Below are 19,322 nucleotides of genomic sequence, written 5' to 3'. Positions count from 1 at the left end.
TCTCATGGCCGGGGCGGCGGAAGAACGCCGGCACTCCTGGGTTCTCGCCACGGCCGGCACTCCCGCCCTTATGCTGAGGCCATGAGCAAGATCTATGCCGTCGAGTACCACTACGTCACTGACAGGGACGAGGAGATGGCCGCCGTTCGCCCCTCGCACCGCGCTTTCAACGGCCGGCTGGCCGATGAGGGCCGGCTGCTGGCCGCAGGCCCCTACGTGGGCACCCACGACGCCCTCATCGTCGTGCGCGCAGAGGACGAGGCCGGAGCCCTGTCCCTCCTCGAGGAGGACCCGTTCCAGCAGGCAGGCTTCATCTCCGAGCGCATCGCGCGCGAGTGGAACCCGGTCATCGGAGTCCTGTCCTGAGCCGGCAGGAGGCCGCACCGACCGGCTCCCAGTTCGCCCGTCCCTCCTCCCTGACCGGGCGTCTGCTGCTGCGCGGCATGAACATCGGGCACGCCCGCCTGCACCGGTGGGGGCTGGAGGCGGCGGGGATCCTCCCCCGTGACAAGGTGCTCGACGTCGGCTGCGGAGGCGGCAGGGCCATCGCCCGGATCCTTGCGCGGACTCGTCGTGAGGTGGCCGGTGTCGACCACTCCCCCGAGGCGGTTGAGACGACCCGCCGTCTCAACCGCTCCGCCATTGCCTCGGGCCGCCTTCGGGTCCTGGAGGGCTCGGTGGACCACCTGCCCTTCCGCGATGGCTTCTTCGACGTGGTGACGGCTTTTGAGACCACCTACTTCTGGCCCGACCTGCAGGCAGGCCTCATTGAGATCCGCCGCGTCCTGAGTCCCGGCGGTCGGCTCGTGATCACCAACGAGGTCGCCGATCGGGAAGCGGCAGGGCACTGGGCGGAGCGTCTGGGTATGAATGTGCCTGATGGCCGAAGCCTTGCCGCACTGGCCTACGAGGCCGGCTTCCTCACGGCCGATATCAGCATCCACCCCCGGTACGGATGGCTTTGCCTCGTCACCACAAGGTAGGAATGCCGGTAAGGCAGCAGGTCTCTTAGCCGCGGCCGCGCACGATCCGGCGCCGCACCAGGTGAACCAGCTCGATTCCTCCGATGGCCAGGCCCGCCATGAGCGCGATCACCCACCATACCCCGGGGGTGGGCCAGGCCAGGAGGAAGAAGGCGCGCACCGGCGGAGCGACGACGCCGAGGACCGCGATCGTCCCCATGAGGACCACCAGCCCCAACCGCCAGCTCGTCAACGGTCTGGCGGTGAGCGTGAGCAGCCACAGCCCGCAGGTGATGAGCACCAGGGTCGTCGCCGTGGTCACCTGGGCACGTGGTGCGTGGGTGAGTGTCAGCCAGAGGTAGGTGGACAGCGTGACGGTGCCCGCCATGAGCCCCGCCGGCACGCACAGACTGAGCACCCGTCCGAGGAAGCCCTCCCGGTAGCGCTGGTTGCTGGGGGCCAGGGCCAGGACGAAGGCGGGGATCCCGATCGTCAGCGAGGAGACGACCGTGAACTGGCGGGGCAGGAACGGGTAGGCGACCGCCATGGCCGACACGACGACGGCGATGAGCGAGGCGTAGATGGTCTTGGCCAGGAACAGGGAGGCGATGCGCTCGGTGTTGGCCATGACGCGGCGTCCTTGGGCCACGACCCCGGGCAGGGCCGAGAACTCCCCCTTGAGCAGCACCAGGCGCGCCACCGCCTTGGTGGCCGGCGCTCCGTTGCCCATGGCGATGCCGAGGTCGGCGTCCTTGAGCGCCAGGGCATCATTGACGCCGTCCCCGGTCATGGCGACGACGTGCCCTCGGGACTTCAGTGCCCGAACCAGTGCCCGTTTCTGCTCGGGAGTGACCCGTCCCAGGACACTGGCGCCCTCAACCGCGTCGGCCAGGCGATCCAGGTCCTCCTCCGTCTCCTGCCCACTGCCCGCTCCGGCGGGCAGGGTACGCGCGTCCAGGGCGACGAGCTCGCCGCCGTCGGGGGCGGTGACTCCGGCCTGGCGGGCGACCGCGGTCACTGTCTCGGGGCTGTCCCCGGAGATGACCTTGGCGTCGACGCCCTGCTGGCGGAAGTAGGCGAGGGTCTCCGCGGCGTCGGGGCGTATCTCCTCGGTGAGGATCACGATCCCTGCGGCCTCAAGGTCATCGGGAAGCCGCGGCTCCTCCTCCCCTGAAGCCAGCCTCCAGGGTGAGAGCGAGCGGGCCAGGGCCACGACGCGCACTCCCTGCGCGGCGATCTGACGAGCATGATCCAGCACTGACTCGCTGTGTCCTGCCAGAATGATCTCGGGGGCGCCGAGCACCCAGGTGGTGCCGGAGCGGTCGCGAACCGCGGACCACTTGCGGCGCGAGGAGAAGGGCACCGACTCGATGTCTGCCGAGGCACCCGCGTCGCCGGGTTCCAGGACTTCCCTGAGGCCCTGCTCGCCGAGGCGCCCGGGATCGCTGAGCCCCTCCCTGATGGCGTCGGCGGTGGCGTTGGTCTCCCCCACCGTACTGAGAAGTGCGAGCGCCGAGAGCACCTCGGAGGACGCCTGACCGCCGTCGGGGCCCTGGATATCCCCGAGGCGGATGCGGCCGGTGGTGATGGTGCCGGTCTTGTCCAGGCACAGAGTGTCGACCCGGGCCAGGACCTCCACAGCGGGCAGCTCCTGAACCAGGACGTTGCGCCTGGCCAGGGACAGGGAGGCGGTGGCGAAGTTGACGGAGGTCAGAAGGACCAGGCCCTGGGGCACCATGCTGACCACGCCGGCAATACCGGCAACGGCTGCGTTCCGCCAGGCGCCGCTGCTCCAGGCCTCGGCGATGCTTCCGCTCAAGCGCAGCTGGGACCACACCAGCACCAGGGCCACAGGCACGATGACCCAGCTGATCCAGTGCAGCACCCGGTTGGTTCCGGCCTGCAGCTCGCTGACGACCAGCGAGTACCTGCGGGCCTCCCGGGCCAGCCGGTGGGCGTAGGCGTCCCCACCGACCGCGGTGGTGCGGAACAGCCCGGTCCCGGCCGTCACCGTGGTCCCGGACATGACCTGCGCTCCGCTCACGGGGCGCACGGGCCGGGACTCACCGGTGAGGATCGACTCATCGATCTCCAGGCCGTCACTGGTCAGGACCTCCCCATCGGCAGGCACCTGCTGGCCGGCCCGGAGTCGTACGACGTCGTCAAGGACGACCTGGCCGACCGCCACCTCGGTCTCGGTCCCGTCCCTGACGACGACGGCGCGGGGGGTCTCCAGTACAGCGAGACGGTCCAGAGCGCGCTTGGCGCGGATCTCCGCCAGGGTCCCGGTGGCGGTGTTGAGCAGCAGGACGAAACCGAACAGAGCGTCCGCCCAGTGCCCCAGCGCCAGGACGAGGACCAGTGCGGCGCCGAGGATGCCGTTGAAGATCGTGAAGACATTTGCCCGCAGGATCTGGGCGGCGCTGCGGGAGGTCCGCTCGCGGTACTCGTTGGTCCGTCCGGCGCTGACGCGCTCGGCGACCTGGGCTGCGCTGAGCCCCTTCACCGGGGACTCAGGGGGATTCGTGGTGCTCACCAGTCACACAATAGTGAATCAGTCGGAGAGTGGCCCTCCTCCTGGGGGCCGAGACCTCAGGATGCGGCCTCGGCACGTCGGGCATCTGCTCGTGACTTGAGGATTGAGGCGATGACCGTGATCAGGACGGTGGTGATGATGATGCTCAGGGACACACCGATCGACGCTTCAGGGATGGCGTGCCACTCCTGGCCACCGTTGATGAAGGGCACCTCATTGGTGTGCAGGGCGTGGACGATGAGCTTGAAGCCGATGAAGCCGAGGATGACCGCCAGGCCGTAGTGGAGGTAGACGAGCCGGTCGAGCAGCCCGTCGATGAGGAAGTAGAGCTGGCGCAGGCCCAGCAAGGAGAAGGCGTTGGCGGAGAAGACCAGGAAGGGTTCGTTGGTCAGGGAGTAGATCGCGGGGATGGAGTCGACGGCGAACATGACGTCGGCGGTGCCGATGGCGATGATGCACAGCATCATGGGGGTGATCATGGTGCGCCCCGCATGGCGGTGGATGACCTTGCCGCCCACGAAGCCGTCGGTCATGGGGATGACGCGGGCGACGAGCTTGACGAAGCCGCTGGGCCTGTACTCCTCGTCCTCGTCGTCGGGCTCCTCGACGCCCTCTCGGGCCTGGGAGAAGGCGGTCCACAGGAGCCAGGCCCCGAAGAAGTAGAACACCCAGGAGAAGTTCTCGATGAGCGCGGCACCGGCGAGGATGAAGATGAGCCGCAGAATGAGGGCGATGACGATACCGGAGAGCAGTACCTCCTGCTGGTACTTCCGGGGCACCTTGAAGGAGGACATCATGATGACGAAGACGAAGAGATTGTCGATGCTCAGCGCCTTCTCGGTGATGTAGCCGGCCAGGTACTCCTGGGCGAAGCCCCCGCCCCACACGAACCAGACGATGCCGCCGAAGGCCAGGGCCATGGCGATATAGGCCACCGACCAGACGGCGGCTTCCTTCATGGTGGGCTCGTGGGGGGTGCGTACGTGACCGACGACGTCGATCACGATGAGGGTCAGGATGATGGCCGCCAGGCCGATCCACCCCAGGATGTGGACGTCCACGTATTCTCCTCCGGTACGGAGCTGGTACCGGAGGTCTCCTCCCGCCACGGGCGCCGGCGCTCAAGGCACGTGCCGCTCTGGCCGCGACGCCGGGAACGCGGAACCCTATGTGGTGCCCGCACCGCCGTGATGACGACGTCGCCGTTGGTTGGGAGTACTCCCCTCCGTGTATAACGCCTGAGAGTCTAACGTTCTCACCGGTACGGGCACATGGAGTGTCCTGCCGAGCAGGTGTGGAGTGCATGACGTTGCCGCCTCACTGAGGTTCCCCGGAGGCGGCAACGTCATCACTATCACGACTGCGACATCCCCTCCCTGAGACGAGCTCGGTCAGTAGATCGGGTCCCGATCGATCGGGCAGGTCATGCAGTGACCACCGCCGCGGCCTCGGCCGAGCTCGCTGGAGGGGATCTCCAGAACCTCGATGCCCGCCTTGCGCAGGTTGGCGTTGATCGAGTAGTTGCGGTCGTAGGCCACGACCACTCCCGGGGACAGGGCCACGACGTTGTTGCCGTCGTTCCACTGCTCGCACTCGGCCCCGTAGCGTCCTGCGGTGGACATGACCGGGGTGAGCTTGACGCCCAGGGCCTCGGAGACGACGTCGACGAAGTAGCCCTCGTCGTAGGTGACCTTGATGCCGCCGCGCTCGGTCTCGTCGGGGCGCAGGGAGAAGGTGTCCATGGCCCGGACGACCGGCTCGTAGACGTTGACGACGTCCTCGGAGCACACCGTGAACACGGTGTCCAGGTGCATCGCGGCGCGCTCCTTGGGCATGCGGGCGGCGATGACCCGCTCGGCCGAGCCGGCGTCGAACAGCGACTTGGCGATCTGGCTGACGGCCTGGAAGGTGGAGCGCTCACCCATGCCGACCAGGACGATGCCCTTGCCGATCGGCATGATGTCGCCCCCTTCGATGAAGGTGTGCCCCATGTCCTTGTCGACCGTGTCCAGCCAGACGTTGTAGTCGTACTTGAACATCGGGTGGTAGCGGTAGATGGCGGTCAGCAGGAGGACCTCGCGTCGACGGGCTCCCCAGAACATCCGGGACATCTCGACGCCGTCGTAGATCCAGGCGGAGTTGTCGCGAGTGAACAGGGTGTTGGGCAGGGGGGCGATGAGCATCTCGGGGTCGTCGCTGTTGACGTGGAAAGGAGAGATGCAGCTGCCGAACACGTCCGTGGGCACCTCGTCGGACACGAGGCCGCCGATGAGGATCTCGCCGAGCTCGGCCGAAGGCATCTCGTCCATCCAGGCACGCAGGTCCTCGGCGACGCCCACGCCCATGGTGGCGTGGTTGACGCGGCGGTCCAAGATGAAGGCACGGGCCTCGGGGATGTCCAGGACGCCGGCCAGCAGGTCACGCATCTCCAGGACGTCGATGCCACGCTCGCGCATGAGGTTGACGAAGACCTCGTGGTCGCGCTGGGCCTTGGGCACGTCCAGGACGTCGTCGAAGAGCAGGTCGTGACAGTTCGACGGGGTGAGGTGATCGTGAGAGCGCCCGGGACGACACACCATGACTCTGCGCAGCGTGCCGGCCTCGGAGTAGACTCCGTGCTTCTGATCGGTCATTGATTCCTCTTTCTCGGTGGCGGTGGTGCGTTTTCGCACCACCGAAGTGGTTGACAGGGTTATCAGAGAGACAGGGTGCCGGAGACCAGGCCGTAGACGGCGTAGACGGCCATGGCGGTGAAGAGCACAACGAGTCCCCACTCGGCAGTGGTGAAGATCTTCGCCTTCTGCTCGCGCCGCGCCCAGATGAAGAGGGGGAGTCCCAACAGGTAGAAGATCGCGGTGTACAGCAGGTAGACCAGACCGGCGGCGTAGAGCAGCCACACGCCGTACAGGGATCCGAGGACGCCCACGGTCAGGTCGACCGCCCTGCCTGATGAGGGCTCCCTGACCGCGATGAGCAGCTGGTAGAGGGCCGACAGGAGGTAGGGCAGGAGAATGAGCGAGGAGGCCAGGAGGATGAGGTTGGTGTAGGTCGAGGCGTTGAAGTGGGTCCACACGAGGAAGGCCTGGACCAGCGCCATCGTCATCCACAGGGCGTTGGCGGGCGTGCCCTTGGCGTTCTCCCGCCCGAAGACCGAGGGCAGGAGGCCCTCCTGGGCGGGCACGCGCATGATCTCGGCCGCCATGAGGAACCAGGACAGCAGCGCCCCGAGCAGGGAGATGATGAGGCCCAGGGCGATGAACTTGGCTCCCCAGGGGCCGACGGCGGCCTGAAGGACCCCGGCCAGGGAGGGGTCGCCGAGCTCGGCGAGCTCGGGGCGTGACATGATCCCGTAGGACAGGACGTTGACGGCCAGGAGCAGGGCGAGGACGGAGACGAAGCCCAGGATCGTGGCCCGCCCGACGTCGGCGCGGGACTTGGCCCGTTCGGAGAAGACGGAGGCGCCCTCGACACCGATGAAGACCCACACCGTGACAAGCATCATGCCCTTGACCTGGGTCAGGACCGCGCCGAAGCCGGATCCGTACTCAGAGCCCCAGAAGTCGTGGGTGAAGACGTCGAGCTTGAAGGCGAGCAGGCCGATGACGACGAAGACGATAAGGGGCAGGACCTTGCCGATGGTGATGAGGGCGTTGACGACGGCGGCCTCGCGGATACCGCGCAGGATGAGCACGTGGAACAACCACATGATGACCGAGGCGACGCCGATGGCCAGAGCGGTGTTGCCGGCGCCGAAGCCCGGCAGGAAGACGCCGAATGAGGCCATGAGGAGCACGAGGTAACCGACGTTGCCGATCCACGCCGAGATCCAGTAGCCCCAGGCGGAGGAGAAGCCGACGAGGTCGCCGAAGCCGGCTCGGGCGTAGCCGTAGACTCCGGCCTCGATCTCGGGCTTGTTGATGGCCAGGCGCTGGTAGACGAAGGCGAGCATGAGCATGCCCACGCCCGTGATGAGCCATCCGATGATGAGCGGCCCGGGGGCGGCGGCCTGCGCCATCTGTTGGGGCAGCCCGAATATCCCACCTCCGATCATCGATCCGATGACCAGTGCGGTCAGGGCAGCCAGCGAGACCTTGTGGGTCGAGGGCCGTTCACCTCCGACGCTTGTGACGTCGGCGTCTGTAGTTGTAGTAGTCATGTCCAGTTCTCGCTCCTTCGCGAGTACGACGGTTCTCGCAACTTTGCGAGGACAACGAATAGGCACCCCAATGGTATGAGCCGCCCGTCAACGTCGACAACCGAGAACGACTTCATTGCTAGAAAACCCGTTGCCTGAATAAAGTTCTCATATTCATACGAAACTCGCAGGACGACGCAGTGAAACTCGCTCGATTTAGCAAGTTATTCCAGCCCCATGATACTTATACAAAACGACCGCTTGGGACTAAAGTCCCAAGCCGATGGGTCGGTTGTGACCCGTCCCGGTGCCTCACTGGGCGGCACGCATGGCGCGCAGCTCCTTCTTGAGGTCCTGGATCTCGTCGCGCAGCCGGGCGGCGAGCTCGAAGTGGAGGTCCTCGGCGGCGGCGTGCATCTGCTGGGTGAGCTCGTTGATGAGCTCGGCGAGGTCACCCTGCGCCGCGCCGGCGAGCCTCTCTCGCACTGTGGCCTCGGCGGCGTGCTTGCGCCGGGCCCGCACCGAGAAGTCCTCATGGCCCCGGTAGCCACCGGCCAGGAGGTCGGCGGTGTCGACGTCCTCACGGGCGAGCATGTCGGTGACGTCGGCGATCTTCTTGCGCAGCGGTTGCGGGTCGATGCCGTGCTCGGTGTTGTAGGCCAGCTGCTTGGCGCGGCGACGCTCAGTCTCCTCGATGGCCTCGGCCATGGCCGGGGTGATGGTGTCGGCGTACATGTGGACCTCGCCGGAGACGTTACGGGCAGCACGTCCAATGGTCTGCACGAGGGAACGGGTCGAGCGCAGAAAGCCCTCCTTGTCCGCGTCCAGGATGGACACGAGCGAGACCTCCGGCAGGTCCAGGCCCTCACGCAGCAGGTTGATGCCCACGAGGACATCGAAGCGCCCCAGTCGCAGCTCGCGCAGGAGCTCGACGCGCCGCAGCGTGTCGACGTCGGAGTGGAGGTACTCCACACGCACGCCCCTCTCGGCCAGATAGGTGGTCAGATCCTCGGCCATGCGCTTGGTCAGAGTGGTCACCAGGATCCGCTCCTGGCGCTCGACACGAGCGCGCACCTCCTCGAGCAGGTCGTCGATCTGTCCTTGCGTGGGCTTGACGACGACCTTGGGGTCCACCAGACCGGTGGGCCGGATGATCTGCTCGACGACGCCGTCGGAGCGCTGGGTCTCGTAGTCGCCCGGGGTGGCCGACAGGTAGACGGTCTGACCGACACGGTCCTCGAACTCGGCGAAGGTCAGGGGGCGGTTGTCCAGTGCGGAGGGCAGGCGGAACCCGTGCTCGACCAGGGTGCGCTTGCGGGAGGCGTCCCCCTCGTGCATGGCCCCGATCTGGGGGACGGTCACGTGGGACTCGTCGATGACGAGGAGGAAGTCCTCGGGGAAGTAGTCCAGGAGCGTGTTGGGCGGGGTGCCGGTCTCGCGCCCGTCGATGTGCAGGGAGTAGTTCTCGATCCCCGAGCACATGCCGATCTGCTGCAGCATCTCCAGGTCGTAGGTGGTGCGCATGCGCAGGCGCTGGGCCTCCAGGAGCCGGCCGTCGTGCTCGAGCTGGGCCAGGCGCTCGGCGAGCTCGGCCTCGATGCCCTCGATGGCCTTCTGCATGCGTTCGGGGCCGGCCACGTAGTGGGAGGCGGGGAAGACGAAGACCTGCTCGACGGTGTCGATGACGTCGCCGGTCACGGGGTGCAGCGTGGCCAGGGCCTCGATCTCGTCTCCGAAGAACTCGATGCGGATGGCGAGCTCCTCATACATCGGGATGATCTCCACCGTGTCGCCGCGTACGCGGAAGGTGCCGCGGGTGAAGTCGATGTCGTTGCGGGTGTACTGCATCGTCACGAAGCGCCGCAGGAGATCGTCCCGGTCGATCTGCTGGCCCACCTCCAGGGGCGTCATCCGGTCCACGTACTCCTGGGGGGTACCCAGGCCGTAGATGCAGGACACCGAGGAGACCACGACGACGTCCCGGCGGGTGAGCAGGGAGTTGGTGGCGCTGTGACGCAGGCGCTCGACCTCATCGTTGATGGAGGAGTCCTTCTCGATGAAGGTGTCCGTCTGCGGGACGTAGGCCTCGGGCTGGTAGTAGTCGTAGTAGGAGACGAAGTACTCGACCGCGTTGTTCGGGAGAAGCTCGCGGAACTCGGCGGCCATCTGAGCGGCCAGGGTCTTGTTCGGCTCCAGGATGAGGGTGGGGCGCTGGACCTGCTCGACGAGCCAGGCGGTCGTCGCGGACTTGCCGGTTCCCGTGGCACCGAGCAGGACGATGTCCTTCTCCCCCGCCCGGAGGCGCTCGGTCAGCTCGGCGATCGCCGTGGGCTGGTCACCGCTGGGCGTGTAGGGACTGACGACCTCGAAGGGCTTGGCTGCGCGCTGGAGCTCGGTAACGGGACGCATGCTCTCAGGCTACGCGGTCCCTCCGACACCACTGACACCTCTGATCGCGCGGTCGGCTCGTTCATCATCCTGCGATCCGGCTGTCACCACACAGATACGTCTTTGTATCCAGGAAGGAACCTTCCAATCGAGTTCGCCTATTACGGTGGTCTCCGCCGGACGCCGGGCCATCCCGTTCCACGTTCATGCGGATACTCACTGGGCCCGCGTCTGCCCCGTCTTCATCCCCTGAGCCCAAGGATCTTTCATGGCTTTCATCGTCGCCGTCTCCGCCACCATCGTCGGCGCCCTCGGCCCTGCCCGCAGCATCTCTCGACGCAGCAGCTGCTCGGGCTGAGTCCGCTTTCCGGCTCTACCTCTCGGTTCCGCCCCACTCGACGGCGGTGAATCCGGTCCGGGCCGGTGCGGGCACCAGCTTCTGCTCCCGAACCGCTGCCTGCGGCACGTCCCCGACGACGATGTAGACCCGGATGAAGGTATCCGGGACGATCTCGGCACCCGAGGAGGGGTCTGTGAAGCGGTAGACGGCCTTGCGCGCGAACTCCTCAGAGGCGAAGGTGACCAGTGCCCTGCCCCGCTCGGCGATCCGCGGTCCCCAGAAGGTGATGAACTCGGCCGCCTCGCGCTCACTGAGCCCCAGGGTGGAGAGCTTGTCCTCCAGGAAGGCGGCGGCCGCATCCGCCTCGACGACGAAGCCCTCGTTCTGAGCGAGGATGGCGGGCTCCTCCCCCTCCCAGAACAGTGACGGGTAGTGCCGCCCCGAGGCGTCAGTGAGGTCCCCGTCAGGTGCTGCCGTCACCTGCCACGTGACGCCGCCGTCCACCCGTGCCTGCGGCGTCGGATAGGTGTAGGTCAGTGTCCCCTCATAGTCCAGGGAGACCGAGAGGCCCATCGTCCTCGTGGGGTAGAGGTACAGGACCGGCTTCTTATCCTTCTGCTCCTCCGGCCACATCCCGCAGCCCGCCAGCACTCCGAGTCCCGTGAGACTCCCGAGCAGCAGAAGGCTCCGACGAGTGGGATTGTCCATTGGTGAAAGCGGCATGACGGCTCCTTTTCCTACGACCGATGGCTCAGACCCGACGGCGGCCGGGACTCCGCCATTCCTCATCCCACCATAGACGTGCTCGCAGCACAGGCCTGCGGGAACGTCTCCTTTCCGTCAGGCGACGGTTCCCGGCTCCAGGATCCGGGTGCTCCAGAGCCTGTCGACCTCGGCGCGCAGGTCCTCCAGCGCCCCGGAGTTGGACACGACGACGTCGGCGACGGCCCGGCGTTCCTCGTCGGTGGCCTGCACGGCAATGCGGGCCAGCGCCTCGTCACGAGTCATCCCCCGCTCGGCGAGCCGTTCCAGGCGCGTCTCAAGATCCGCCTCGACGACGACGACGAGATCGAACAGGTCCTGCATCTGCCCCTCGACGAGGAGAGGAACGTCGTAGACCGCCACCCGCCCGGCCGGAACCGTGTCCATCCGAGCCCACGCCTCTGCTGCGATGAGAGGCAGGAGGAGCTCCTCCAGACGCGCGCGGCGCAGGTCGTCGGAGAAGACCAGCCGCCCCAGGGCGCTGCGGTCCAGGGAACCGTCCGGGGCCAGGATCCCCTCCCCGAACTCGGCCACCACTGCCGCAAGACCGTCGCTGCCCGGGCTGACGACGTCGCGAGCGACCTCGTCGGCGCTGGTCACGACCGCGCCGCGCTCCTCGAGCAGAGCGGCCGCCGTCGACTTACCTGAACCGATGCCACCGGTGAGCCCCACGCGCAGGGCTCGATCCGTCGGACGGCGAGGGGTACGGGGATCGGGTGTGTGGCGCATGGTCCCATCATGCCGTGACCTGCCCGAGCCGGGCCAGCGCGCAGGCGATACCGACGTCACCGGCGATACAGGGCGCGGCCTCGCCCTGTCAGTCGCCCCCTGAGGCCGCCTGACCGTCAGTCGTGATCGTCGTGGTCGATCCGGGCCGTCTTCTTCCTCCCCGACCCCGCCCGTAGGGAGCGATGCGCTCCTCGACCCGGGCCAGCGACTCCACCGCGCTGCGCGGGGGACTCACGCACCGGGAGGCCTGCTCCGAGGCCCGTGAGATGATCTCGCGGATGATCGGTGCGCGAGAGTGGTCCTCCTCCACCCCGTCAACCAGGACCTCAGCCAGCGCGGAGAGGACCTGCACGGCGACCAGAGGGTCACCGACGGCGTCGACGAGTATCCCGCAGCGTTCTCCTGGCCGGTTCATCGGCCAGGATTCCATCGCCTCCCGGCACTGGTGCCATACCCGGCCGCTGGAAGCGCTGTCCCCACGAGCCTGAGCGGCGTGCGAGGCCAGAGCCAGGGCGGCGCAGGCCGTTTCCGTCCACCCTTGGCTCAGACTCAGCTCCGCCGTGTCGAGATGCTCCTTCTCCGCGCGTTCATTGGCGCCCAGCGCCGCCAGCAGCCGGCCGAAGGCCAGGCGGAGGTCGACGACCAGCTCCAGGGCGGAGTCGTCCACCACCTCGGACAGCGAGGCGCTGACCGTCTCCGCTGTCGACATGGCGCGCTGTCGCACCGACTCCATGCCATATCCGCGAGACAGCGTGAGCAGCTCACGGACCTCCTTGAGCAGGGCACCCTGGTTACGCAGCCGGGCGCGATCAGCCGGAATGGCGCTCGTCACCGTCCCGTAGGACCGGCTGGCCAGCCCAGCGGCCTCAGCAGCCATCCTCATCTCAACCCGGTACGACACGCCGTTGTTGCCGTTGCGGACGTCGAAGCGGTGGGCGATACCGCGCACGAAGGCGGTCATGACGTCATAAGCGTGGACGACGGTGTCCCAGGCCGTGAGCTCCAGGTTGCCCCACGGCGTTGTCCAGCTCAGCGAGGCGCCCAGGGCGTGCTTTCCGTAATCAGCCCTGTTGGCCTCCCTCATGACGAGAGCCAGTCCGACAGCGGTGTTCATCAGCTGCCAGGCCGAGGCCTCGGACACGGCCTTCATGGGGCTGTGACGGATGAGCGCGATGGCCCGCTGCCACTGGGAGGACAGTCCCAGGTACTCGAGCCTGTCCGCCAGGCACTGGAGTGACACGACATCTGGAAGGTCGAGCCGGCTCAAGGAGGCGAAGGCATCCTCGGCCTCGACCAGCCGTTGGTGGGCCAGGTAGGGAACCAGCACCGCGCCCAGCCCCCGCGCGGTCTCCACAGGATCGGCCTCGGCGCGGTTCGGTGTCGCCGTGGCAGTACTGATGACGCCGGAGTAGTCGTCATGCATGCGGGCGGTGGCCAGGACGGCACCGGTATCGGTCTTGCCGAAGGAGAAGAGTCTGGCCTCACGGAGCTGTTCGAGGGCCTCGTCCCTGAGGCCGAGGACGGCGGTGAGCTCCACCTGGGCGTAGCGCACTGGGAGCGTCGAGCGGCCGTGAGCCGTCCGAAGCCCCTGACAGAAGGCGATCGCCTGCTCGAGGCTCTTCGTGCTCGTGTCCGGGTCCTGGCCCAGCTGAACCAGCCATGCCCGGTCAACGGCACAGACCGCCTGCACCACCTGGTCGGGTGCGTTCCCCGCAGCCGCCCCCTCGTCGTCGGCGGCGATCGCCTTCCACAGTGCCGCTGCAGCGACGCGGCTGGGGCAGACGGGGTCGACATCCTCCAGAGCGCGGGCAATGTCGCCCCAATAGCTCATATCGTCTCCAACGGTCGTCACGTACAGGTTCCTGTTCCTAGGAAGCAGGGAGCGCCGGCCCCGTCCACAGCATGGCACAGGCAGCGCACCCGGGCGATGGGGAGAAGGCACCGACATCTGAGGGTCTCTGCCTGCGCAACAGACAGAGACCCTCAGATGATGTCAGAGGTCAGTCCTGACCAGTGAGAAGGTGCGGATGCTCAGTTACCGGTGAGCTTCTCGCGCAGAGCGGCCAGGGCCTCATCGGAGGCCAGAGTGCCGGAGGCCTCCGACGGAGCCGAGGAGTAGGAGGTGCCGCCAGCGGGGGCCGCCGGAGCACCGGACTCCCGCTCCTCCTCCAGGGCCTTGGCGACCTGGGCCTTGTGGGCCTCCCAGCGGGCGTGAGCAGCCGCGTACTCGGCCTCCCAGGCCTCGCGCTGGGCGTCGTAACCCTCGAGCCACTCGTTGGTCTCCGGGTCGAAGCCCTCGGGGTACTTGTAGTTGCCCTGCTCGTCGTACTCGGCCGCCATTCCGTAGAGGCTGGGGTCGAAGTCCTCCGACGTGGGGTCGACTCCCTCGTTGGCCTGCTTCAGCGACAGGGAGATGCGACGACGCTCCAGGTCGATGTCGATGACCTTGACGAAGACCTCATCGCCGACCTTGGCCACCTGCTCGGGGACCTCGACGTGACGCTGCGCCAGCTCGGAGATGTGGACCAGGCCCTCGATGCCGTCCTCGACGCGGACGAAGGCGCCGAAGGGGACCAGCTTGGTGACCTTGCCGGGGACGACCTGGCCAATGGCGTGGGTCCGGGCGAAGGCCTGCCACGGGTCCTCCTGGGTCGCCTTGAGCGACAGGGAGACGCGCTCGCGGTCGAAGTCGACGTCGAGGACCTCGACCGTGACCTCGTTGCCGACCTCGACGACCTCGGAGGGGTGGTCGATGTGCTTCCAGGACAGCTCGGAGACGTGGACCAGACCGTCAACGCCACCCAGGTCCACGAAGGCACCGAAGTTGACGATGGAGGACACGACGCCGGAGCGGACCTGCCCCTTCTGCAGAGTCTGCAGGAAGTTGGTGCGGACCTCGGACTGGGTCTGCTCGAGCCAGGCGCGACGGGAGAGGACCACGTTGTTGCGGTTCTTGTCCAGCTCAATGATCTTCGCCTCGAGCTCACGGCCCACGTAGGGCTGGAGGTCGCGAACGCGACGCATCTCCACCAGAGAGGCGGGCAGGAAGCCACGCAGGCCGATGTCCAGGATGAGACCACCCTTGACAACCTCGATGACGGAGCCGGTGACGACGCCGTCCTCCTCCTTGATGCGCTCGATGGTGCCCCAGGCGCGCTCGTACTGCGCGCGCTTCTTGCTCAGGAGCAGACGCCCTTCCTTGTCCTCCTTCTGCAGGACGAGGGCTTCGATCTCATCGCCGACGGTGACGATCTCATCGGGGTCGACATCATGCTTGATGGACAGCTCGCGAGCGAGGATGACGCCTTCGGTCTTGTAGCCGATGTCGAGGAGGACCTCATCGCGGTCGACCTTGACGACAGTGCCCTCGACGATGTCGCCGTCATCGAAGTACTTGATGGTCTCGTCAACGGCGGCGAGGATCTCCTCGGTCGAACCGATGTCGTTGACGGCAACCGGGGCGGGGCTGGGCGTAGTGGTTGTCATTGAGTGGATGCTCCGAATGCGGATAGTTGGATCGGGTTGATAGGGACTGTGCGCTCCCCAGTGACGTGAATCGGCCCGGACCAATTCATCATCCTGGTTGGATCAGTCTCATAGGAGACGCCCAGGAGCGCACGAGTGAACCTTAGCAGTACGTGACGAATCCGTAACTAGACGATGCTCAAGCATTATCCCGTATGTGCGTGCAATCGCTCACGTCATCTGACGACTTGATGTCAAAAGGATGACGTGCCGATCTCGTTCATATATCACCGGCTTCGTCGGGCGAGGATCGCGGGGCCTGGAGCGGTGCTCTAGTGGGCGGCCTCACGCCAGGTCCGCCCCCGTCCGACAGCGACGTCCAGTGGGACCGAGAGCTCTGCCGCCCCGCCCATCTGCTCCTTGAGGAGGGCCTCGACCGCATCGGCCTCACCAGTCGCGACCTCGATGAGGAGCTCGTCGTGGATCTGCAGGAGGATGCGGCTTCTCAGTGCCTGCTCGGTCAATGCGCTGTCGACGTCGATCATGGCCTTCTTGACGATATCGGCGGCGCTGCCCTGGATGGGAGCGTTGAGGGCGGCCCGCTCAGCCATCTCACGGCGCTGCCGGTTGTCGCTGGTCAGGTCGGGCAGGTAGCGCCGGCGCCCGAACATCGTCTCGGTGTATCCGTCACGTCGAGCCTGCTCCACCACGGACTCCAGGTAGTCGTGGACCTTTCCGAACCTGGCGAAGTAGGCGTTCCTCAGATCCGCCGCCTCGGCGTTGTCGATACCGAGCTGGCGGGCCAGCCCGAAGATCGACAGACCGTAGGCCAGCCCATAGCTCATGGCCTTGACATGGCTGCGCTGCTGGGCGGTCACGTCCTCGACCCCGATGCCGTGGACCAGGGCGGCGACGTAGCGGTGCAGGTCCTCCCCGCTGCGGAAGGCCTTGATCAGCGCCTGATCTGCGGACAGGTGCGCCATGATGCGCATCTCGATCTGGGAGTAGTCGGCGGTCATGAGGCACTCATAGCCCTCACCGACGGTGAAGGCCTCACGGATGCGCATCCCCTCCTCGTGACGGGCCGGGATGTTCTGCAGGTTGGGGTCGGTTGACGACAGGCGCCCCGTGGCGGCGATGGTCTGCTGGAAGGTGGTGTGGATGCGACCGTCGGCCTGGATCGCCTTGCGCAGTCCCTCAACCGTCTGCCGCAGCTTGATGGCGTCGCGGTGCTCGAGAAGGTGCTCCAGGAACGGGTGGGAGGTCTTGGCGTACAGCCCGGCCAGGGCGTCGGCGTCCGTGGTGTAGCCGGTCTTGGTCTTGCGGGTCTTGGGCATCTTCAGCTCGTCGAACAGGACGGCCTGGAGCTGCTTGGGGCTGGAGAGGTTGAGCTCTCGCCCGGCGGCGGCGTAGGCGCCCTCGGCGGCGTGGGTCACGCGGGCGTCGAGCTCGGTCTGGCGGATTCGGAGCACGGCGTCGTCGACGGCGATGCCGGCGGCCTCCATGACGGTCAGGGTTGCGGCCACGGGCATCTCCAAGTCGGTGAACAGTCCGGTGGCGTCACGAGCCGCCATCTGCTCATCGAGCACGTCCTGGAGCGGGAGCAGGGCGGCGGCCCGACGCGCGCTGGCCAGGTGGGAGGTGGGAACGGCGTCGGAGGTGAGGGCCTCGAGGTCGAAGGCGCTCTGGGGATCACGGGGGCCGTCGTCGGCCGGGGCACTGCCCTCGTTGACGGCGGTCAGATCGATGCCGAGCCAGCGCTGGGTGAGAGTGTCGACGTCGTAGCTGCGCTGCTCAGGACGGCACAGGTAGCCGGCCAGCGAGGGATCTGCGACGACGCCGTCGAGCATGAGCCCCCGGGCGCTCAGCGCGTGCCAGCTGCCCTTGGCGTCGGCGACGAGCTTGGGGCGCTCAACGTCAGCCAGGAGCCGGGCCAGGGCGGCTTCGTCCTCGGGCAGGATCTCGGTGAGGTCGATGACGACCGCACGAGAGCCGTTGGACAGCGACACGAGCGCGGCATCGCCCTCGACGGGCCTGAGGGCGCCGACGACATCGACGCCCAGCGGGCGGCAGCCGTCATCGTCGGCCGCCGGCAGGCCGCCCTCCAGCCAGTCAGCCAGCCGCCCCGCGGCAAGATCGTGTCCCAGCGAGACGATCTCCAGATCGCTCAGTGCTTTCAGGGCGCCGGGCTCCTCTCCCTCACCCGCCTCGGCGTGGTCGGAGGTGTCGGTGAAGCTCAGGATGCGCAGCGCCCGCTGGTGCAGGGTGCGGAACTCCAGGGTCTCGAACACGCGCGCCAGGGCGGAGCGGTCGGCACCCGGGAGGCACAGGTCGGTGCGCGGAACGACTCCAAGATCGAGGTCGGTGAGCAGGTGGTTGAGGCGGCGGTTGCGCACGACGTCGCCGAGGTGGTCGCGCAGCGACTGTCCGGCCTTGCCCTTGATCTGGTCCGCATGAGCGATGACGCCGTCGAGCCCGTCGTAGAGGTTGAGCCACTTGGCGGCGGTCTTGGGGCCCACGCCCGGGACTCCGGGGAGGTTGTCGCTGGTCTCGCCGACCAGGGCGGCGAGGTGCGGGTAGCGCTCGGGCGTCACCCCGTAGCGCTCCTCCACCTCCTGAGGCGTCATGCGGCGCAGCGTTGAGACGCCCTTGACCGGGTAGAGCACGGTGCACCGCTCGGTGACCGTCTGAAAGGAGTCGCGGTCTCCGGAGCAGATGAGGACCTCCATGCCCTCGGCCTGGGCCGAGGTCGCCAAGGTGGCCAGGATGTCGTCGGCCTCGTAGCCCGGCGCGGTGAGCGCTGTGACGCCCATGGCCTCCAGGACCTCCTGGATGAGCTCGACCTGCCCGAGGAAGGGCTGCGGCGTCTCATCGCGGGTTCCCTTGTACTCGGCGTACTCCTCAGTGCGGAAGGTTCCTCCCGGCAGGTCGAAGGCGACCGCCACGTGGGTGGGCCGCTCGTTGTCCAGCAGTGACAGGAACATGGAGACGAAGCCGTGGACGGCGTTGGTGGACTGCCCCGTCGACGTCGTGAAGTTGTCGACGGGCAGCGCGTAGAAGGCACGGAAGGCCATCGAGTGTCCGTCGATGAGAAGAAGCCGTTCGGGAACCGGATCCGAGGGGGGCCGAGGTGTTGGACTCGTCGCAGGGCTGGTCGCGGTGGTGCTCACCGTGCCAGCCTAGGCCCATGAGCCATCCACAGTCCGACTCGCCTCTCTCCCCCATCAGCGTAGGGGACTCCTGCGACTCCCAGGCCTCTCCTGCCTCCGCCGACTCCCCCAGCTCGCCGGCGGTCGTCGGACCGCTGGGCCCCGTGGGCCGCGTCACTGCGGCCTCCTACTCCGGAGCGAGCGCCTCTGCTGTGGCCTTCCCGGACCCTGCCCGGCGCCCGTACCCCGATCCGCGCCCCGCAGGCTCTGCCGTCTCCGCATCCTCGGCACTGCACGCGGTGCTGGAGGACAGTGAGGAGGGCACGCTCATGGAGACCCTCGGGATGGAGGTGGTGACTCGCGACGCGAATCGGACCGAGGTCCGCATGCCGGTCGATGGGGCCCGGCAGGTCGTCGGAATCCTGCACGGCGGGGCCACTGCCGCGATCATCGAGACGGCTGCCTCCGTGGCCGCGCGCGCGGCGGCGCCCGACGGTGCCATCCCGGTCGGGGCCGAGCTGACGGTCAGCCACCTGCGTTCCGTGTCCCAGGGCTGGGTGAAGGCCACCGCCACCCCCCTGCACCGCGGCCGTCGTACTGTGGTCTACCAGGTGACGGTCACCGACGACGAGGAGCGCACGATCGCCGTCGGGACGCTGCGCAGCCTGTTCACCTGAGGCACCGCACCGCACAAGGCGAGCAGTGGGCGCTTAGAGGTCGCGTCAGTAGGTGCGGTGTGGGAGCGGGGTGCGGGCACAAGGTCCCGGTAAGAAGTGAGTTGTCTGTACTTGCTTCTGTTCCTGGGGGTGTCTCCTTGTGCCCGCTGTGCCATCATCGGTGATGGAGCCCTTGTGGG

The 19,322-nt window shown here is 67.4% G+C and carries 13 protein-coding genes; 3 read left to right on the top strand and 10 right to left on the bottom strand.

Annotated elements, in window-relative coordinates:
- The first annotated feature begins 81 nt into the window (after positions 1-81).
- Together BKH32_RS06400 and BKH32_RS06395 are read left to right on the top strand one after the other, a co-directional pair.
- A complete protein-coding gene (locus BKH32_RS06400; protein ID WP_075249166.1) occupies positions 82-366 on the top strand; it encodes a YciI family protein in 285 nt (94 codons plus the stop codon).
- Positions 336-983, top strand: a complete 648-nt coding sequence (locus tag BKH32_RS06395) for a class I SAM-dependent methyltransferase (RefSeq protein WP_081376722.1) — start codon at positions 336-338, stop codon at positions 981-983. The genes BKH32_RS06400 and BKH32_RS06395 overlap by 31 nt, the downstream gene beginning before the upstream one ends.
- A gap of 25 nt (positions 984-1,008) precedes the next feature.
- Here the strand turns inward: BKH32_RS06395 and BKH32_RS06390 are convergent, their stop codons facing one another.
- The 10 genes from BKH32_RS06390 to polA form a co-directional block, all read right to left on the bottom strand.
- The gene (locus BKH32_RS06390) at positions 1,009-3,498 is read right to left on the bottom strand and encodes an HAD-IC family P-type ATPase (RefSeq protein WP_075249165.1); all 2,490 of its coding nucleotides are present in this window, start codon (positions 3,496-3,498) and stop codon (positions 1,009-1,011) included.
- 56 nt (positions 3,499-3,554) lie between these two features.
- A complete protein-coding gene (locus BKH32_RS06385) occupies positions 3,555-4,559 on the bottom strand; it encodes a TerC family protein (protein WP_075249164.1) in 1,005 nt (334 codons plus the stop codon).
- A gap of 330 nt (positions 4,560-4,889) precedes the next feature.
- Entirely contained in the window at positions 4,890-6,131 is a 1,242-nt protein-coding gene (locus BKH32_RS06380) for an arginine deiminase (RefSeq protein ID WP_075249163.1), read from the bottom strand.
- A gap of 62 nt (positions 6,132-6,193) precedes the next feature.
- Entirely contained in the window at positions 6,194-7,654 is a 1,461-nt protein-coding gene (arcD, locus tag BKH32_RS06375; protein WP_075249162.1) for an arginine-ornithine antiporter, read from the bottom strand.
- A 291-nt stretch (positions 7,655-7,945) separates the two neighbouring features.
- Positions 7,946-10,042, bottom strand: a complete 2,097-nt coding sequence (gene uvrB, locus BKH32_RS06370) for an excinuclease ABC subunit UvrB (RefSeq protein ID WP_075249161.1) — start codon at positions 10,040-10,042, stop codon at positions 7,946-7,948.
- A 352-nt stretch (positions 10,043-10,394) separates the two neighbouring features.
- Complete coding sequence (locus BKH32_RS06365) at positions 10,395-11,084, bottom strand: transcriptional initiation protein Tat (protein ID WP_075249160.1); 690 nt, start codon at positions 11,082-11,084, stop codon at positions 10,395-10,397.
- 117 nt (positions 11,085-11,201) lie between these two features.
- Entirely contained in the window at positions 11,202-11,852 is a 651-nt protein-coding gene (gene coaE, locus BKH32_RS06360) for a dephospho-CoA kinase (RefSeq protein ID WP_075249159.1), read from the bottom strand.
- An 88-nt stretch (positions 11,853-11,940) separates the two neighbouring features.
- Positions 11,941-13,683 (bottom strand): hypothetical protein, encoded by a 1,743-nt coding sequence (locus tag BKH32_RS06355; protein WP_075249158.1) that lies wholly within the window; start codon positions 13,681-13,683, stop codon positions 11,941-11,943.
- Between the two features lie 200 nt (positions 13,684-13,883).
- Positions 13,884-15,338 (bottom strand): 30S ribosomal protein S1, encoded by a 1,455-nt coding sequence (gene rpsA / locus BKH32_RS06350; protein ID WP_075249157.1) that lies wholly within the window; start codon positions 15,336-15,338, stop codon positions 13,884-13,886.
- Positions 15,339-15,649: 311 nt separating this feature from the next.
- The gene (gene polA / locus BKH32_RS06345; RefSeq protein ID WP_075249156.1) at positions 15,650-18,487 is read right to left on the bottom strand and encodes a DNA polymerase I; all 2,838 of its coding nucleotides are present in this window, start codon (positions 18,485-18,487) and stop codon (positions 15,650-15,652) included.
- A gap of 17 nt (positions 18,488-18,504) precedes the next feature.
- On the opposite strand from polA, the gene BKH32_RS06340 reads away from it, so the two are divergent.
- Positions 18,505-19,143 (top strand): PaaI family thioesterase, encoded by a 639-nt coding sequence (locus BKH32_RS06340; protein WP_252862841.1) that lies wholly within the window; start codon positions 18,505-18,507, stop codon positions 19,141-19,143.
- The last annotated feature ends 179 nt before the right edge of the window (positions 19,144-19,322 follow it).

It is taken from the genome of Actinomyces oris (assembly GCF_001929375.1).
Lineage (GTDB): Bacteria > Actinomycetota > Actinomycetes > Actinomycetales > Actinomycetaceae > Actinomyces > Actinomyces oris_B.
The sequence above is the reverse complement of the archived record's forward strand: the minus strand, read 5'-3'. Positions and strand labels throughout refer to the sequence as shown.

Bases quoted from the DNA above. Each gene is read 5' to 3' on its own strand.
- BKH32_RS06400 (WP_075249166.1), top strand. From the start codon at position 82: ATGAGCAAGATCTATGCCGTCGAGTACCACTACGTCACTGACAGGGAC.
- rpsA (WP_075249157.1), bottom strand. From the start codon at position 15,338: ATGACAACCACTACGCCCAGCCCCGCCCCGGTTGCCGTCAACGACATC.
- BKH32_RS06380 (WP_075249163.1), bottom strand. From the start codon at position 6,131: ATGACCGATCAGAAGCACGGAGTCTACTCCGAGGCCGGCACGCTGCGC.
- arcD (WP_075249162.1), bottom strand. From the start codon at position 7,654: ATGACTACTACAACTACAGACGCCGACGTCACAAGCGTCGGAGGTGAA.
- BKH32_RS06355 (WP_075249158.1), bottom strand. From the start codon at position 13,683: ATGAGCTATTGGGGCGACATTGCCCGCGCTCTGGAGGATGTCGACCCC.
- BKH32_RS06340 (WP_252862841.1), top strand. From the start codon at position 18,505: ATGAGCCATCCACAGTCCGACTCGCCTCTCTCCCCCATCAGCGTAGGG.
- BKH32_RS06365 (WP_075249160.1), bottom strand. From the start codon at position 11,084: ATGCCGCTTTCACCAATGGACAATCCCACTCGTCGGAGCCTTCTGCTG.
- coaE (WP_075249159.1), bottom strand. From the start codon at position 11,852: ATGCGCCACACACCCGATCCCCGTACCCCTCGCCGTCCGACGGATCGA.
- uvrB (WP_075249161.1), bottom strand. From the start codon at position 10,042: ATGCGTCCCGTTACCGAGCTCCAGCGCGCAGCCAAGCCCTTCGAGGTC.